Below are 15,672 nucleotides of genomic sequence, written 5' to 3'. Positions count from 1 at the left end.
CCTTGGATGACGACCGCACAGGCGGCTGTACCCAACCATCGACGTCGTCGCTATGAGCCCTCGCCAACTGTCACCATCTGTCACCAACCATACGCGTACGTCGATTTCGTGTTGACTCCCCACCGCTTTCATTTTACGACTGACGAAAATTGAAATTCGTCACTCATCAAACGAAAGCACCATGTCCGAAGCCGCCAGCATAACGGCCGATCCCACCAGGCAAGAGAATGTGACGCGCATTCTCGACTGCGCCGAGCGGCTGTTCCGGCACTACGGCTACGGCAAGACCAACGTTGCCGACATCGCCCGCGAACTCGGCATGTCGCCCGCCAACATCTATCGCTTTTTCGCATCCAAGGTCGAAATCCACCAGGCCGTCTGCGGCCGCATGCTCGGCGCGAGCTACAACATGGCCTACGAGATCTCGCGGCTTCCGATCAGTGCCGAGGAGCGGCTGCGCCGTTACGTGCATGCCCAATACAAGATGACGCTGGAAGTCCTGCTCGACGACCAGAAGGTCCACGAAATGGTTATCGTCGCGCTTGAGCGCGACTGGGCCGTCATCGACAAGCATGTCGACAGCATCCATGACATCTTCGCCGAGATCATCCGCGAGGGCATCGAAGCGGGCGAATTCCGCAGACAGGATCCTGTGACGGCCTCGCGCTGCTTCGGCGCCGCCACTGTCATTCTCTGCCATCCGCAGATGGTGGCGCAGTGCCTTGCCAAGACCAACAGGGCAACGACCGACGACCTTATCGACTACGCCATCAGGGCCTTGAAATAGAAGCTGTCGGCCGGATGCCGGTTGACGATCATCTCCAGTTCGGGAGTGCTAAGGTGTCTTTGTCCAGTTCCATCATCCGCAAGCTGCCAGTCGCGGGCCTTATCGTCGCCGCGCTCGCGCTTGCCGCCTGCAGCCAGGAGAAGGCCGCACCGGTCGCGGAAATTATCCGTCCGGTGAAAGTGGTCGAGATCGGCGAGGCGCAGACCACCCGTCAGCTCGACTATTCCGGGTCGGTGCGCGCCCGGGTCGAAATGAACCTCGGCTTCCGCGTCGCCGGCAAGGTCACCGAGCGTCTCGTCGATATCGGCCAGCATGTGAATGCCGGCGATGTGCTCGCCCGCATCGACCCCACCGACTACGCGCTGTCGGTGAAAAGCGCACAGGCCAGCCTCGATGCCGCTGAGCGCCAGGTCGAAATCGTCGACATCGCCAAGAAGCGCGCCGAGCAGCTCTACGCCAAGAATTTCGCGCCGAAGTCGCAGCTCGATCAGGCGACGCTGACTTACGATCAGGCGGTGGCGACGCGCGATGCCGCCCGCTCGACGCTCGCCCAGGCGCAGAACCAGGTCCAATACGCGGATCTCAAGGCCACCAAGGACGGCATCGTCACCACCGTCGCCGCCGATGTCGGCCAGGTCGTCGCCGCCGGCACGCCGGTGATGACGGTTGCCGTCGATGGCGAGAAGGAAGTGCTGATCGCCGTGCCGGAAATGGATATCGCCGGCTTCCGTCCCGGCAAGGAAGTCAAGGCCAGCTTCTGGTCGGATGACGCGCTCACGCTTGCCGGCAAGGTCCGCGAGGTGGCGGGCAGCGCCGACGCGCAGTCGCGTACCTTCGCGGTTCGGGTTTCGCTGCCCAGCGATCCGCGCGTGCTGCTTGGCATGACCGCCAATGTCGCGGCGACGGTCGACAGCAAGGCGCAGCTGGTGTCGGTCCCGCTGACCGCAATGGCGCAGAAGGATGGCAAGCAGATCGTCTGGACCGTCGACCGCGCCTCAGACACGGTCCATCCGCGTGCGATCAAGGTGGCAAACTTCACCGCCGACGGCGTCGCAGTGGCCGACGGCCTGAAACAGGGCGACGTCGTGGTCGCCGCCGGTACGCAGTTCATGACCGAGAATCTGAAGGTCAAGCTTTCCAGCGACGTTGAGCAGTCCGCCTCGGCGGAGGACGATGTCGCCACGACCAGTAGCCTGCACTAACCAGGCGCAGCAGACGCCGTTCCCGCTCCCGCGGCATCAAGCCGCGAGCCGGGGAAGGCATGGGTTCCGGGCGGCGGACGCCCGACCGTGAGATGCCGGCATGTTGGCTCCCCCGCAGCAGTGCCGCGTCCCACGCGATTTGCGATCTCTCTCCGCTTGAGGGGTCTCGTCGCCCGGAAGCCCGACCGAGAATTCATGGAACAGCATGGCAAGCCTGCCTTGCCGGCCAATTGGACTGGACTTGCGCCATGACCACGACAAACGACAGTAGCGCCGAGAAGCGCCCCTTCAACCTTTCGCGCTGGGCGATCGGGCATCCGAGCATCGCCCGCTTCCTGTTCGGGCTGATCATCCTGGCCGGCGCGCTCGGCCTGATGCGCATGGGCCAGAAGGAAGATCCCGATTTCACCTTCCGCGTCATGGTGGTGCAGGCGATTTGGCCCGGCGCCTCGATCAAGGACATGGAAGACCAGGTCGTCAACAAGATCGAGCGCAAGCTGCAGGAAACGCCGCATCTCGATTTCGTGCGCTCCTATACCCGCGCCGGCAGCGCCATCATCACGCTCCAGGTTAAGGGCGACACCGATGCCGCGGAGGTGAAGGATGCCTTCTACCAGGTGCGCAAGAAGGTCGGCGACATTTCAGGCGACCTGCCGCAGGGCCTGCTCGGTCCCTATTTCAACGACGAGTTCGGCGACACCTTCATCACGCTGCATTCGATCAGCGGCGACGGCTTCACCTATCCGGAACTGAAGAAATTCGCGATCCAGGCGCGCGACATGCTGTTGACGACGCCGGGCGTCGAGAAGGCCGTCATCATCGGCGACCAGCCCGAGAAGATCTATATCGACGTCTCGTCCAAGGCGCTCGCCGAACGCGGCCTGACGATGGTCGACCTGCAGAACGCCATCAAGGGCCAAAACAATGTCGATCCGGCGGGTTCGGTCGACACCGGCCTGCGTTCGGTTCGCATCTCGGTCGAGGGCGACGTCACCAAGGCCGCCGATATCCGCGAGTTGCGCCTGCGTTCCGGCAGCCAGGTGACGCGTCTCGGCGACATCGCCACCGTCTCTTCCGGCCTTCAGGATCCTTACGACAACAAATACCTCTTCAATGGCCATGAGAGCGTTCAGCTCGGCGTCGTCATGGCCAAGGGTTTCAACGTCAAGGATGTCGGCAAGGATGTGGAGGCGACCTACCAGCGTTTCGAGTCGGCGCTGCCTTATGGCGTGTCGGTCGACCAGATCTCCGACCAGCCCCAGGTCGTCAAGGACGCGGTGAGCGAATTCATGGAGGCGCTCGGCGAAGCGCTGCTCATCGTGCTTGCCGTCTCGCTGCTGTCGATCGGCTGGCGCTCCGGCCTGGTCATCGCCATCGCGATCCCGCTGGTCTTGGCCGCCACCTTCGCCATCATGTATGAGATCGGCATCGACCTGCAGCGCATTTCACTCGGCGCGCTGATCATCGCGCTGGGTCTCCTGGTCGACGACGCCATGATCGTCGTCGAGATGATGGAGCGGAAGCTCGAGGAAGGGCTGGTCAAGATTGAGGCGGCGAGCTTCGCCTACACCTCGACCGCTTTCCCGATGCTCACCGGCACGCTGATCACCACCGCCGGCTTCATCCCGGTCGGCTTCGCCGCGTCGACCGCCGGCGAATATGTGCGCACCCTGTTTTATGTCGTCGGCATCGCGCTCATCGTATCCTGGTTCGTCGCGGTCTATTTCACGCCGTGGCTCGGCTACATGATCCTGAAGCAGCGCAAGCATGCCGGCAGCCATCACGATGTCTTCGACACCGGCTTCTACCGCCGGCTGCGCGCCACGGTCACCTGGGCCGTGCGCCACCGCATCATCGTGCTGGTGATGACGCTGGTCACCTTCGCCACCAGCCTGTGGGCCTTCCAGTTCATCCCGCAAAATTTCTTCCCGCAATCCTCGCGCCCTGAAATCCTGGTCGATCTCTGGCTGCCGGAAGGCACCTCGATCAAGGAAGTCGAAAAGCAGGCCAAAGCGTTCGAAGGTCGGATGATGGACGATCCCGACAAGCGCTTTATCGCCACCTATATCGGCGAGGGCGCGCCGCGCTTCTTCCTGCCGCTCGACCAGCAGCTCCGCAACCCGAACTTCGCCCAGCTCCTGGTCATGGCCAAGGACGAGCCGGCGCGCGAGCGGTTGATCGTCAAGATGCGCCGGATTCTGGCCGACGATTTCCCCTCGATCCGCGGCAAGGTCGATCGCCTGTTCCTCGGCCCGCCGACCGGCTGGCCGGTGCAGATGCGCGTCATGGGCCCGGACCGCCAGGAGGTTCGCCGCATCGCCGATGAGGTGAAGGCGAAGTTCCAGGCCAACCCGCTGCTCGGCGCCATCCATGACGACTGGCTGGAGCCGGTGCCGGCGATGAAGCTGGTGATCGACCAGGACCGTGCCCGTGCATTGGGCGTCACCTCGCAGCGCATCCGCCAGATGCTGCAGGCCACCATGTCCGGCGCGCCGCTCGACGATTTCCGCGACGGCGAGGAGACGGTCTCGATCGTCGCCCGCGAACCGGCGGCGACCCGCAAGCTGCTGTCCTCGGTCGACTCCGTCTACATCCCGACCGACTTCGGCGGCTCGGTGCCGCTGTCGCAGGTGGCCAAGGTCGTGCCTTTCATGGAGCAGGGCATCGAGTGGCGGCGCGACCGCCTGCCGACCATCTCGGTGCGCGCCACGCTGCCGGACGGCGTGCAGTCGAACGACGTCGTCACCAAGATGTACAACGACATGAAGGACCTGCGCGCCGGCCTGCCTGCGGGATACAATATCGAGATTCAGGGCGGCGCCGAGGACTCGGCCGAAAGCCAGGCCTCGATCGCGGCCAAGGCGCCGATCATGCTCGCCATCATCGTCGTGCTGCTGATGATCCAGCTGCAGCATTTCGGCAAGGCCATGCTGGTGCTTGCCACCGGCCCGCTGGGCATCATCGGGGCGGCGGCGGCGCTGCTGATCAGCGGCGCGCCGTTCGGCTTCGTCGCCATCCTCGGCGTCATCGCGCTGCTCGGCATCATCATGCGCAACTCGATCATCCTGGTCGATCAGATCGACCAGGACATCGCGGCGGGCATGGACCGCTCGGAGGCGATCGTTGGCGCCGCCGTGCGCCGTTTCCGGCCGATCATGCTGACGGCGCTGACCGCCGTGCTGGCGCTGATCCCGATCTCGCGCGCCGTCTTCTGGGGGCCATTGGCCTACGCCATGATGGGCGGTATTCTCGTCGCCACCGTGCTCACCATCCTGGTGCTGCCGGCCGGCTACGCGCTGTTCTTCGGCCGCGAGAAGAAGAAGGTGAAGATCGACGAACAGACGCCGGAGCCAGGAAACGTCGAAGGTACTGAACGGCCGCAGCTGGCGCTGGCCGCCGAATAGGAACTGAAACAACAGGTGGCAACCTGAAATCATCCGCCATTGGTGAAAGCCGGTGGCGGATGATCCGCATCAGAGGGCCGGGTGAAAAATGCTCCTCGCGGCTGCTCCGGCAAAACAGAATTCCTTTTCACGAACTTGATGCAGGCCGATCCTGCACCGATATCGGAGCGGCTACGCTCGTCATCGCTGGATCATTTCCCATGGCAGAAAATCGGCAATTGCGACTTGGCGCCTTCATGCGTCCCGTCAGTCTTCACACCGGCGCCTGGCGCTATCCGGGCGCCTATCCCGACGCCAATTTCAATTTCGCGCATCTGAAGCGTTTCGCGCAGACGCTTGAAGCGGCGAAATTCGACGCCTTCTTCATGGCCGATCACCTGGCCGTGCTCAACATGCCGATCGAGGCGCTGCGGCGCAGCCATACGGTAACGTCGTTCGAGCCGTTCACGCTGTTGTCGGCGCTGGCCGCGGTCACCGACCATATCGGCCTGGTCGCCACCGCATCGACCACGTTTGACGCGCCCTATCACATCGCCCGGCGCTTCGCCTCGCTCGACCATATCAGCGGCGGCCGCGCCGGCTGGAACATCGTGACGACATCCAATCCCGACGCCGCGTTGAATTTCGGTCTCGATGAGCATGTCGAGCATGACGAGCGCTACCACAACGCGCGCGAATTCTACGATGTGGTCACCGGCCTGTGGGACAGTTTTGCCGACGATGCCTTCATCCGCGATGCCGAAAGCGGGCTCTATTTCGACCCCGAGAAACTGCATGTGCTGGCCCACAAGGGCGAGCATCTCTCCGTGCGCGGCCCGCTCAACATCGCGCGCCCGGTGCAGGGCTGGCCGGTGATCGTACAAGCCGGCGCCTCGGAGGCGGGGCGGCAGCTAGCCGCCGAAACGGCCGAGGTGATCTTCGCCGCCCACAGCGATCTCGCGGCCGGACAGCGTTTCTTTGCCGATGTCAAAGGCCGGGCGCAGAAACTCGGCCGCGACCGTGACGACATCAAGATCCTGCCTGGCGCATTCGTCATCGTCGGCGACAGCGTCGAGGAAGCACGGGCCAAGCGGGAGAGGCTCGACAGCCTGGTCTATTACGAGAGCGGCATTGCCTCGCTGTCGATTGCGCTTGGACATGACGCGTCGGCCTTCGATCCCGATGCCGCCCTGCCGGACATACCCGAGACCAATGCCTCGAAGAGCAGTCGCGAGCGCGTCATCGAATTGGCCCGCAAGGAAAATCTGACGGTGCGCCAGTTGGCGCAACGTCTCGGTGGCTATGCCGGCCTTGCGTTTGTCGGCACGCCGCAGACCATCGCCGACGAGATGGAGGAATGGCTGCTCGCGGAAGGCTCCGACGGCTTCAACGTCATGTTCCCCTATCTTCCGGCCGGCCTGGACGACTTCGCCGAAAAGGTGGTGCCGGAACTGCGGCGGCGCGGCCTCTTCCGCCGCGAATATGAGGGCGCGACCCTGCGCGAGAATCTCGGCTTGAAGCGGCCGCCAAACCGCTTCTTCGAAGGCGCGCAAGCGACCATTCGCAAGGCCGGCTGACGGTCGGTACCAGAGACCGCAAAACAAACGGGCGCGCCAGAGCGCGCCCGTCGGCGTTCAGGCCATGCCCGTCAGATGACGAAGTACCAGTTGGCCAGCAGCATCACCACCACGCCGGCGACCAATGTCAGGTAGGGCAGCATGCCGGCTTTCTTGACCGAGAGGTCGGCTCCCGACATGCCGAGATCGGCGAGCATATGGTCGGGGAACTTGCCCTTGTCCTGGATGTAGTGCCGGAAGCAGAACACCGGGATGATCAGGGCCGCGGTGATGAGCCCCGCCCACAGCGCCATCGGGTTCCACACCTTGGCCCCGGCGCCCATGAAGATCGCATTGACATAGGCGAAGACCGCCCCGATTCCCAGCAGCCAGCTCGGTGCCTTCCACGGCCGGTTGATATGGCCGTTGTCGATGCGATGGATCCAGCCGGCATTGAGGTTGAGGAAGTTGAAGATGATGTAGCCGCAGTTCGACACGGCGAGGATGAAGAAGAAGCTCGTCGCATCGGCCGAGGCGATGGCCAGCACGATCAGGTTGAAGCAAAGGTCGGTCCACATCGCCCGCGTCGGCGCGCCATGTTCGTTGACGTGGCTGAGATAGCGCGGCAGCCAGCCATCGACCGAGCCCTGATAGAGGGTGCGCGAGGAGCCGGCCATCGCCGTCATGATGCACAGCACCAGCGCCAGGATCATCAGCATCACCAGCAGGCTGTGGATCAGTGCCCCGCCGCCGACCATGCCGGCCAGCGCGTCGGCAACGCCCGAGCCGTCGACGATCGGCGTTGCCAGCATGCCGTTCAGGCCGAGCACGCCCTGGAAGGTGAAGGGCACCAGGATGAACAGGAGCATGCAAAGCAGGCCGGAATAGAAGATGGCCTTGAAGGTGTCGGTGCCGGGGTTCTTGAATTCCGACGTGTAACAGACGGCGGTCTCGAAGCCGTAGGTCGACCATGCCGCAATGAACATGCCGCCCAGCACCAGCGTCCAGCCGGCGATATTCCAGGCGCCTGGGTCCGGCGCGTAGGCGGCGGCCAGCGGCACCAGCGGCGAGAAGTTGGCGTAGTTGATCTGCCCGGTGATAATCGGCACGACGCCGACGATCAGCATCGGGATGATGACCAGCAGGCCGATATATTTCTGCACATTGGCCGTGCCGAGGATGCCGCGATGCTGGATGGCGAAGATGATCAGCATCAGCACCGCGCCGATGAAGAAGGTGGCGTTGAGCGTGAACGAGACCGGGCCCAGCGTATGGCTGAACAGCGTCCAGTTGCGGATCGCCGGCGTCGCTGCGGCCGTCACCGCAGTGATGGCGTCGGCCGGCGCGATTCCGGCGTGGGCCGCGATATAGGCGACGACGTCGGGCGAAGCCGCGGTGAACAGCGGGATCGGCGCCAGCGCGTTGAGGATATAGGCCGCGGCGATCGAGCAGCCTAGCGACAGCACCGGCGACCAGGCGAACCAGTTGCACCACACCGATAGCGGCGCGATGAATTTCGAGTAACGCAGCCAGGCCGTCGCGCCATAGATCGAGGCGCCGCCCGACTTGTTCGGGAACAGGCCGGCGATCTCGGCATAGGTGAAGGATTGCAGGAAGCCCATGACCATGGACACCGTCCAGATCAGGAAGGCCAGCGTTCCGGTGGTGCCGGCAATGCCGCCGATCGAAAACAGGACCAGCGCAGGAACGCCGCTTGCCACCCAGAAGGCGCCACGCCAGTCGATATTCCTGAGCAGCTTGCTTTCGGCAGGCTGCTCCAGGGCCGTGCTTATCGTGCTCATGTCAGTGAATTCCCCTTTTTGTTGTTCCCCGCCGGCGATGCCTCGGCTTTGCGAAGCTTTTCCCCGGCATGTGACCGCACGACTGTCGTGTTTCCACTCAGTCGTATTTCTTTCTTAGGAGTGAAGATTGATCCGGCGCGCTTTCACGTCAAGCGTTTTGTGAATGTCGTACACTTCTTCCCTTCTCCCCTTGTGGGACAAGGTGTCGCCGAAGGCGACGGACGAGGGGTGTTCCAGGGAGTGAGGCGTTGGCGTTCCCTGGAGCACCCCTCATCCGTCTCGGCGCTGCGCGCCGATCCACCTTCTCCCACAAGGGGAGGAGGCAAGGGTTGCCGCTATCAGGAGCGCGGCTTGGTCTTCTGCGGATCGTAGTGGGCGAAGGCGACGACCCGCGCCGGCAGCCGCTTGGCGTGGCCGTCGAGCTTGCCGATCTCGACCTCGGTGCCGATCTCGGCATGAGTGACGTCGAGCCTGGCCAGCGCGATCGTCTTGCCGAGCACCGGCGAGCGCATGCCGGAGGTGACGACGCCGATCTGGGCGCGGCCGACATGGACGCAATCGCCATGGCCGACCGCGATATTGGCATCGATATCGAGCCCGACGAGCTTGTGTTGCGGATGCTCCTTGCGCCTGAGCAGCGCCTCGCGGCCGATGAAGTCGTCCGCCTTGGTTTTCAGCGGCACGGTGAAGCCGATTCCGGCTTCGAACGGATCGGTCTGGTCGGAGAATTCGTAACCGGCGAAGATCAGCCCGGCCTCGATGCGCACCATGTCGAGCGCCTGCAGGCCCATCGGCTTCAGCCCATGCGGCTGGCCGGCTTCCCAGACGGCGTCGAACACTTTTTCGGCGTCGCGCGGATGGCACCAGATCTCGTAGCCGAGCTCGCCGGTATAGCCTGTGCGTGAGACCACGACCGGCACGCCGTTGCCGCCGCCGATGCGCGCCACCGCGAAGCGGAACCATTCGAGCTCGCCGATCGAGGGCTGCACCGGCGAGGTCCAGACCACGTCCTTCAATATGTCGCGGCTCTTCGGCCCTTGCACGGCGATGTTGTGCATCTGGTCGGTGGAGGAGCGCACCAGCACGTTGAGGCCAAGCTTTTTCGCCGTCTCGCGCAGCCATTCGCCGGAAAAGTCGTCACCGCCGACCCAGCGGAAATTGTCCTTGCCGAGCCGAAGCAGCGTGCCGTCGTCGATCATGCCGCCATGCTCGTAGCACATCGCCGTATAGACGACCTGGCCGACGCCGAGCTTCTTGACGTCACGGGTCAGCGTGTATTGCAGCAGCGCTTCGGCATCGGGGCCGGTGACCTCGAACTTGCGCAGCGGCGACAGGTCCATGATCACGGCCGCCTGCCGGCAGGCCCAATATTCGGCGATGGGACCTTCCTTGGCGAAGGAGTTCGCAAGCCAGTAGCCGCGATACTCCACGAAGTCGCGCGTGTGCTTGGCAAAGCTCGAATGAAAGGCTGTCTCGCGGGTCATTTTCGGTTCCGAATCGGGCTTCATGCGTCTCGCGATCGCTCGCGAGAATTTGTGCTGGCCGGAATAGGTGCGCACATGGATGTCGGTGAGGTCCCAGCCATTGGCCGGCGTGGTGTCGTCCGGGCATGCAGAGGACACGCAAACGATATCGGTGAGGGCTCTCAAGAGCACATAGTCGCCCGGGCGCGACCACGGCTCGTCCGACACCATCACGCCATGCGCGTCGATCGCGGTGTTGAAGAAGAAGTTGATCGCCATCCAGCCGGCGCGGGGCGCAACACCGTTGCCGGATAGCGCCCTGTTGAAATTCTCCGAGCAGTTGGTGTGACCGGGATAGCCGATGTCGTCGTAGTATTTGGCGGCGCAGGCGAGCGCGAAGGCATCGTGCCGGCCGCATGTGTCCTGCACCACCTCGACCAGCGGCTCCATGTCCTGGTCGTAATATTTCGAATGCAGGCCGGGCATCGGATAGGCCGAGCCCATCAGCGTTCGCGTCGTCGTCACATCGAGCGGCAGGTCGCGGCCCTTGTCCAGCTTGCGCGCCGAGAAGCACTGGAAGTCGGTGCATTGCCGGCCATCGACATCGATGATCTGCAGATAATCGCCGGCCTTGACGAAATAGGACTCGGCGGTCGCCGATTTCACCCGAAGATCAAGCACCGGATCGGCAAGCGGATCGGCAAGCTGCCCTCTGGTCTTCAGCCGGATGGTGGCGCGGCGCACCATCACCGTCAGCGGTGTTGCGGTGTTGTGGCCATCGACCAGCATCGGCCCGCCCGGCGCCGCAATCAGCAGCGCGCCGTCGCGCGCGACGGCAAAGCTCTGCTCGGTGCCGGCCGGCGTGGCGCCGCCGAAGACGCGAACGGCCTTGGGCTGGTCGAGCTGCACCTGTCGGCGTTGCAGGGCGAGGCGCAGCGCTGACAAGCTGTCGTCGCCCTCGGCAAGCAGCGCCTTGATGCCGGCGGCATTGCTGTTTTCCCGCTCGCCAAAAATGCTTGGATCGGTGACGCCGGACTTGTCCCAGGCCAGCAATTCGCAAGGCTGGCCGCCCTCGACATTGCTGACGCTGACGCTATCGCCGGCCTCGACGTCGATCAGCACCGCGCCATTGCCTTGTATGGTGTAGCGCTCGATGCCCGGCGGCAACGCAATCTGACCGGCCCGCAGGATCAGGCTGGGCTTGGGCGGTCCGGATTGGACGGCAGGGTAGGGCGACTGGCTCATCTCAAACCCTCCTCCGGGCGAGAAATAAATTTGCCTGTGTGTAAACTTATTTTCGCTGAAAGAATAGCAGGGTGATGGCGTTTGGCAAGAAGCTGGTGTCGTCATTGGTACTGTCGTTCGGGTGGGCCCTGCCGATCAGCCTGGTCTCCCAACGCCGGCGCTGCCCCTCATCCGCCCTTCGGGCACCTTCTCCCCGTAAACGGGGCGAAGGACACTGCCGCCCTCGATTTCGCTAATCGCCAACGTTGGAGAGTTGGCGCGGCGCCGCGTTCAGCTTCTTTCTCCCCGTTTACGGGGAGAAATGCCCGGCAAGGCAATGAGGGGCAGCGCCGAGCTTGAAAATTGTCGAGCTAAAACTCCTCGGAATGGCCGATCGTCACGCCATATTCCGCAGCCGAATCCAGCACCGTATGCCACAGGCTTTCAGCGAAAGTCGCGAACACCAGGAGATTGAACATTGCCTGGCCATCCGCCTGATCCTTACCGCGCCACAGCGTGACGCTCGTGTGATCCATCGACGTGGCCGCCGCCGCACCGACACCGAACACATCGGGGTGCAGATCGATCGACGAGACCTTGGCGAGCATCGCCCGTGCCTTGTCTCCGGAGACGCTGACCAGGACCCGCGCATGCGATTGGTCGGAAAGCGAAGCCGAGCCGGCAAAGACGGGCGCCAGCGCTTCCATCGAATGCTTGCCGCCCTTCGACAGGACAAAGAACTGATCCGGTCCGGACCAGATCAGTGTCGCATCGATCGTGCCGACTGCCTTCGGCGTTCCAGGCGCGACGACAGCGAAACGTGCCTGCGCGGCCTGCACCATGTCGCCCGCCTTGCCGCGCCGCGCCATCACCTGGACGAGGTCGAAATTGCGGATCTCGGTCAGCGACACGCCGGCATCGCCCCGTGCGCCGTGTGGGCCGGCGACCAGCGCGCGGTCGAGTGGACTGCGGACGTCCCAGGAAAAATCAGCCACGTTGGCGCCCTCCATCCGGATCGTAGAAGACGGGGTTGCAGAGCTCGACATCGTAGTCCTCGCCACGCAACGGATCATGCGCATGCACGATCTCGCCGATGCGCTCGCGGCCGCGCTCGACGAGGCCGAGCCCGATCCACTGGTCGAGCGTCGGCGAGAAGCAGACCGAGGTGACATAGCCCTGGTCGTTGCCCGGGCCGGGTGTCTCGCCCTTCGGAATGATATGCGCGCCGGAGCGCAGGCGCCGTGCCTTGTCGACTGGCTTGATGCCGACGACGACCTGCCGGTTCGGCACCACCAGCGCCTCGCGGCCGGCCATGACGCGGCCGATGAAATCCTTCTTGGTCGACATCATCTTGCCGAGGCCGAGATCGGCGGCTGTCGTCGTGCCGGAGAGTTCCGGTCCGGCGACATGGCCCTTTTCGACGCGCATCACACCGAGCGCTTCGGTGCCGTAAGGCGTCACGCCGAACGGCGCACCCGCCAGCATCAGATTGCGCGCCATCGCCTCGCCATAGCGCGCCGGCACCGAAATCTCGAACGCCATCTCGCCCGAGAAGGAGATGCGGAACAGCCGTGCCTTGATGCCGCCGCGCAAAGCGACTTCGCGCGCACCCATGAACGGGAAACCCTCGTTCGACAGGTCTTCGGCCGGATCGACAATCTCTTGCAGCAGGTCCCGGGTCTTCGGTCCCGCGATCGAGAACTGAGCCCATTGGTCGGAGACCGAGGTCAGTTGCACGTCGAGTTCGGGGAACAGCACCTGCCGGCAGAATTCGAGATGCTGCATCACCAGCCCGGCCTTGGCCGTGGTGGTGGTAAGGAAATAATGGTCCTCGGCCAGGCGCGAGGTCGTGCCGTCGTCATAGACGATGCCGTCCTCGCGCAGCATCAGCCCGTAGCGCGCCTTGCCGACGGCGAGGTTGGAGAAGGTGTTGATGTAGACGCGGTCGAGGAAGGCGCCGGCATTCGGGCCGTGCACATCGATCTTGCCGAGCGTCGAGACATCGCAGAAGCCGACGCCGTCGCGCACCGCCTTGACCTCGCGGGTCACCGATTCCAGCCAGTCTTTCTCGCCCGCGCGGGGGTACCACTGCGCGCGTTTCCATAAGCCGGTGTCGACGAAAACAGCGCCTTGTTCGGCGGCCCAATGATGCGACGGCGTCAACCGTGTCGCATGGAAAGTCTCGTCGCGATGATGGCCGGCGAAAGCGCCGATGGCGACCGGCACATAAGGTGGGCGGTAGATCGTCGTACCCGTCTCGGGAATGGACTTGCCGGAGACGGCCGCCATGATAGCGAGGCCGGTGACGTTCGAGGTCTTGCCTTGGTCGGTCGCCATGCCGAGCGTGGTGTAGCGCTTCAGATGCTCGACCGATTGGAAACCCTCGCGCTGCGCCAGTTCGACATCGGAAGCCGTGACATCATGCTGCTGGTCGACGAAGGCCTTGCCCTTGCCGGCGACATGCCAGAGCGGCGTCAATGAAAACGCCTCGTCGTCGGCGACCGGCATGGCACTCGTGCCGCCGCTGCGCCCGGCATCGCGTGCTGCCGCAACACCGGCCTCGAAGCCTTCGCGCAGGCAGGCGCCGAGCCCGAAGGCGCCGTTGGCGGCACCCACGGCGACCATGCCGGGCGGCGCGCCGTCCGGCACGAAGGCCGCGATGTCGTCGCGCCATTTCGGCCGGCCGCGATGGTAGGAGGTCAGCCCCACCGCCGGGTTCCAGCCGCCGGAGACCGCAAGCCCGTCGGCCTCGACTTCGGCGCGCGCGCCGCCGGTCAGCGACACCGAAATCTTGCGCACGCCATTCTTGCCGCCATCGACGCCACTGACGGAGCCGTGCAGCACGGTGAAGCCGTTCTTGGAGGCGAGCGATCGATGGGCTGGCGAGACGTCCGGCCTCGCATCGATCACCGCCGCGACCTGCAGTCCGGCGGCGATTGCCGTTTCGACTGTGCGCCAGCCATCCTCATTGTTGGTGAACAGCGCGATGCGTTTTGCCGGCGTGGCCGCGTAGCGGTTGATGTAGCTGCGCATGGCGGACGCCATCATCACGCCCGGCGTGTCGTTGCCTGCAAAGACGATCGGACGCTCGATCGCGCCGGCGGCGACCACGCAGCGCTTGGCGACGATGCGCCATAGGCGCTGGCGCACCTGATGCTCAGGCGGGGTAGGCAGGTGATCGTTGACGCGCTCGATCGCGCCATAGGTGCCGCCGTCATAGACGCCGAACAATGTCGTGCGCGTCATCATGCGGACGTCAGGCATCGAGTTGAGCTCGGCCAGCGTGCGCGACAGCCACTCCGCTGCTGGCAGACCATCGATCGTGCCGCCATCGGCAAGCAGTCGGCCGCCGGGGACAAAATCCTCTTCGCACAAAATCACGCGCGCGCCGCTGCGGCCTGCCGCGAGTGCGGCGGCGAGGCCTGCAGGGCCGGAGCCGGCGATCACCACGTCGCAATGCGCCCAGGCCTTGTCGTAGTGGTCGGGGTCGGGAACGACGGCCGCGCGGCCAAGGCCTGCAGCGCGGCGGATCGCCGGCTCGTAGATCGCTTCCCAGAACTTCGCCGGCCACATGAAGGTCTTGTAGTAGAAGCCGGCGACGAAGATCGGCGCGAACAGCTGGTTGACCGACATGACGTCGAAGGCGAGCGACGGCCAGCGGTTCTGGCTGGCGGCTTCGAGGCCGTCATAGAGCTCGGCGGTGGTGGCCTTGGTGTTGGCCTCGCGCCGCGCGCCGGTGCGCAGCTCGACCAGCGCGTTTGGCTCTTCCGAGCCGGCGGTGAGGATGCCGCGCGGCCGATGGTACTTGAACGAGCGGCCGACCAGCTTGACGCCATTGGCGACCAGCGCCGACGCCAGCGTATCGCCCTGGAAGCCGGCAAAGCTTTTGCCGTCGAAGCGGAAATTGAGCGCGGCCGAGCGGTCGACGAGGCCGCCGGATGCGAGACGGTTTGTCTGATCGCCGGCCATCATGCACCAACCTTGGCGGCGCCGGCGCCCGCCGCTGGCTCGACCGCCGAAATCTCATGCGTCAGCGTGTTGCGGGTAACCTTCAGCCAGGCCCGGCAACCGCCGCCGTGATACCAGTTCTCGTCCATCACCCCGGCGATATTGTCGCGCAGATAGACATAGTCGTAGACGGCGTCCGCGCCGGCATCCGCCGCCGGGCGCTGCGGCTTGGCGTCGCCGAGATAGGTGAACTCGCCGAGTTCGCGTTCGCCGCAGAAGGGACAGGCTATACGCATCGTGTTCAGTC

The 15,672-nt window shown here is 64.4% G+C and carries 9 protein-coding genes; 4 read left to right on the top strand and 5 right to left on the bottom strand.

The features are described 5' to 3' along the window. The first annotated feature begins 181 nt into the window (after positions 1 to 181). The 4 genes from AB6802_RS20050 to AB6802_RS20035 all read left to right on the top strand — a co-directional run bounded on the left by AB6802_RS20050 (position 182) and on the right by AB6802_RS20035 (position 6,949). On the top strand, positions 182 to 787 hold the full coding sequence (locus tag AB6802_RS20050; RefSeq protein WP_371011905.1) for a TetR family transcriptional regulator: 606 nt from the start codon (positions 182 to 184) through the stop codon (positions 785 to 787). 14 nt (positions 788 to 801) lie between these two features. Beyond that, positions 802 to 1,989: an efflux RND transporter periplasmic adaptor subunit gene (locus tag AB6802_RS20045; RefSeq protein ID WP_371011904.1), complete on the top strand. Its 1,188-nt coding sequence runs from the start codon at positions 802 to 804 to the stop codon at positions 1,987 to 1,989. Between the two features lie 248 nt (positions 1,990 to 2,237). Next, the gene (locus AB6802_RS20040; protein WP_371011903.1) at positions 2,238 to 5,393 is read left to right on the top strand and encodes an efflux RND transporter permease subunit; all 3,156 of its coding nucleotides are present in this window, start codon (positions 2,238 to 2,240) and stop codon (positions 5,391 to 5,393) included. 200 nt (positions 5,394 to 5,593) lie between these two features. Further along, positions 5,594 to 6,949 carry an LLM class flavin-dependent oxidoreductase gene (locus AB6802_RS20035; RefSeq protein ID WP_371011902.1) on the top strand — a complete coding sequence of 452 codons (1,356 nt, stop codon included), beginning with the start codon at positions 5,594 to 5,596 and terminating at the stop codon, positions 6,947 to 6,949. 71 nt (positions 6,950 to 7,020) lie between these two features. Here AB6802_RS20035 and AB6802_RS20030 read toward each other — a convergent pair whose 3' ends face one another. From AB6802_RS20030 to AB6802_RS20010, 5 genes are all read right to left on the bottom strand, one after another. Continuing rightward, positions 7,021 to 8,730, bottom strand: a complete 1,710-nt coding sequence (locus AB6802_RS20030; RefSeq protein WP_371011901.1) for an APC family permease — start codon at positions 8,728 to 8,730, stop codon at positions 7,021 to 7,023. 338 nt (positions 8,731 to 9,068) lie between these two features. Then, complete coding sequence (locus tag AB6802_RS20025; protein WP_371011900.1) at positions 9,069 to 11,438, bottom strand: DUF1989 domain-containing protein; 2,370 nt, start codon at positions 11,436 to 11,438, stop codon at positions 9,069 to 9,071. Positions 11,439 to 11,788: 350 nt separating this feature from the next. Then, positions 11,789 to 12,412, bottom strand: coding sequence for a sarcosine oxidase subunit gamma (locus AB6802_RS20020; RefSeq protein WP_371011899.1), 624 nt, complete (start codon positions 12,410 to 12,412; stop codon positions 11,789 to 11,791). Further along, a complete protein-coding gene (locus AB6802_RS20015) occupies positions 12,405 to 15,386 on the bottom strand; it encodes a sarcosine oxidase subunit alpha (protein WP_371011973.1) in 2,982 nt (993 codons plus the stop codon). Before AB6802_RS20015 ends, AB6802_RS20020 begins: the two co-directional genes overlap by 8 nt. Further along, complete coding sequence (locus AB6802_RS20010; RefSeq protein WP_371011898.1) at positions 15,386 to 15,661, bottom strand: sarcosine oxidase subunit delta; 276 nt, start codon at positions 15,659 to 15,661, stop codon at positions 15,386 to 15,388. Before AB6802_RS20010 ends, AB6802_RS20015 begins: the two co-directional genes overlap by 1 nt. Positions 15,662 to 15,672: the final 11 nt, after the last annotated feature.

Origin of the sequence: Mesorhizobium sp. RCC_202, from assembly GCF_041355295.1 — a bacterium.
GTDB lineage: Bacteria > Pseudomonadota > Alphaproteobacteria > Rhizobiales > Rhizobiaceae > Mesorhizobium.
The sequence above is the reverse complement of the archived record's forward strand: the minus strand, read 5'-3'. Positions and strand labels throughout refer to the sequence as shown.

Excerpts from the sequence above, each read along its gene's own strand:
- AB6802_RS20040 (WP_371011903.1), top strand. The coding sequence starts at position 2,238 with ATGACCACGACAAACGACAGTAGCGCCGAGAAGCGCCCCTTCAACCTT.
- AB6802_RS20015 (WP_371011973.1), bottom strand. The coding sequence starts at position 15,386 with ATGGCCGGCGATCAGACAAACCGTCTCGCATCCGGCGGCCTCGTCGAC.
- AB6802_RS20010 (WP_371011898.1), bottom strand. The coding sequence starts at position 15,661 with ATGCGTATAGCCTGTCCCTTCTGCGGCGAACGCGAACTCGGCGAGTTC.
- AB6802_RS20030 (WP_371011901.1), bottom strand. The coding sequence starts at position 8,730 with ATGAGCACGATAAGCACGGCCCTGGAGCAGCCTGCCGAAAGCAAGCTG.
- AB6802_RS20035 (WP_371011902.1), top strand. The coding sequence starts at position 5,594 with ATGGCAGAAAATCGGCAATTGCGACTTGGCGCCTTCATGCGTCCCGTC.
- AB6802_RS20025 (WP_371011900.1), bottom strand. The coding sequence starts at position 11,438 with ATGAGCCAGTCGCCCTACCCTGCCGTCCAATCCGGACCGCCCAAGCCC.
- AB6802_RS20050 (WP_371011905.1), top strand. The coding sequence starts at position 182 with ATGTCCGAAGCCGCCAGCATAACGGCCGATCCCACCAGGCAAGAGAAT.
- AB6802_RS20045 (WP_371011904.1), top strand. The coding sequence starts at position 802 with ATGCCGGTTGACGATCATCTCCAGTTCGGGAGTGCTAAGGTGTCTTTG.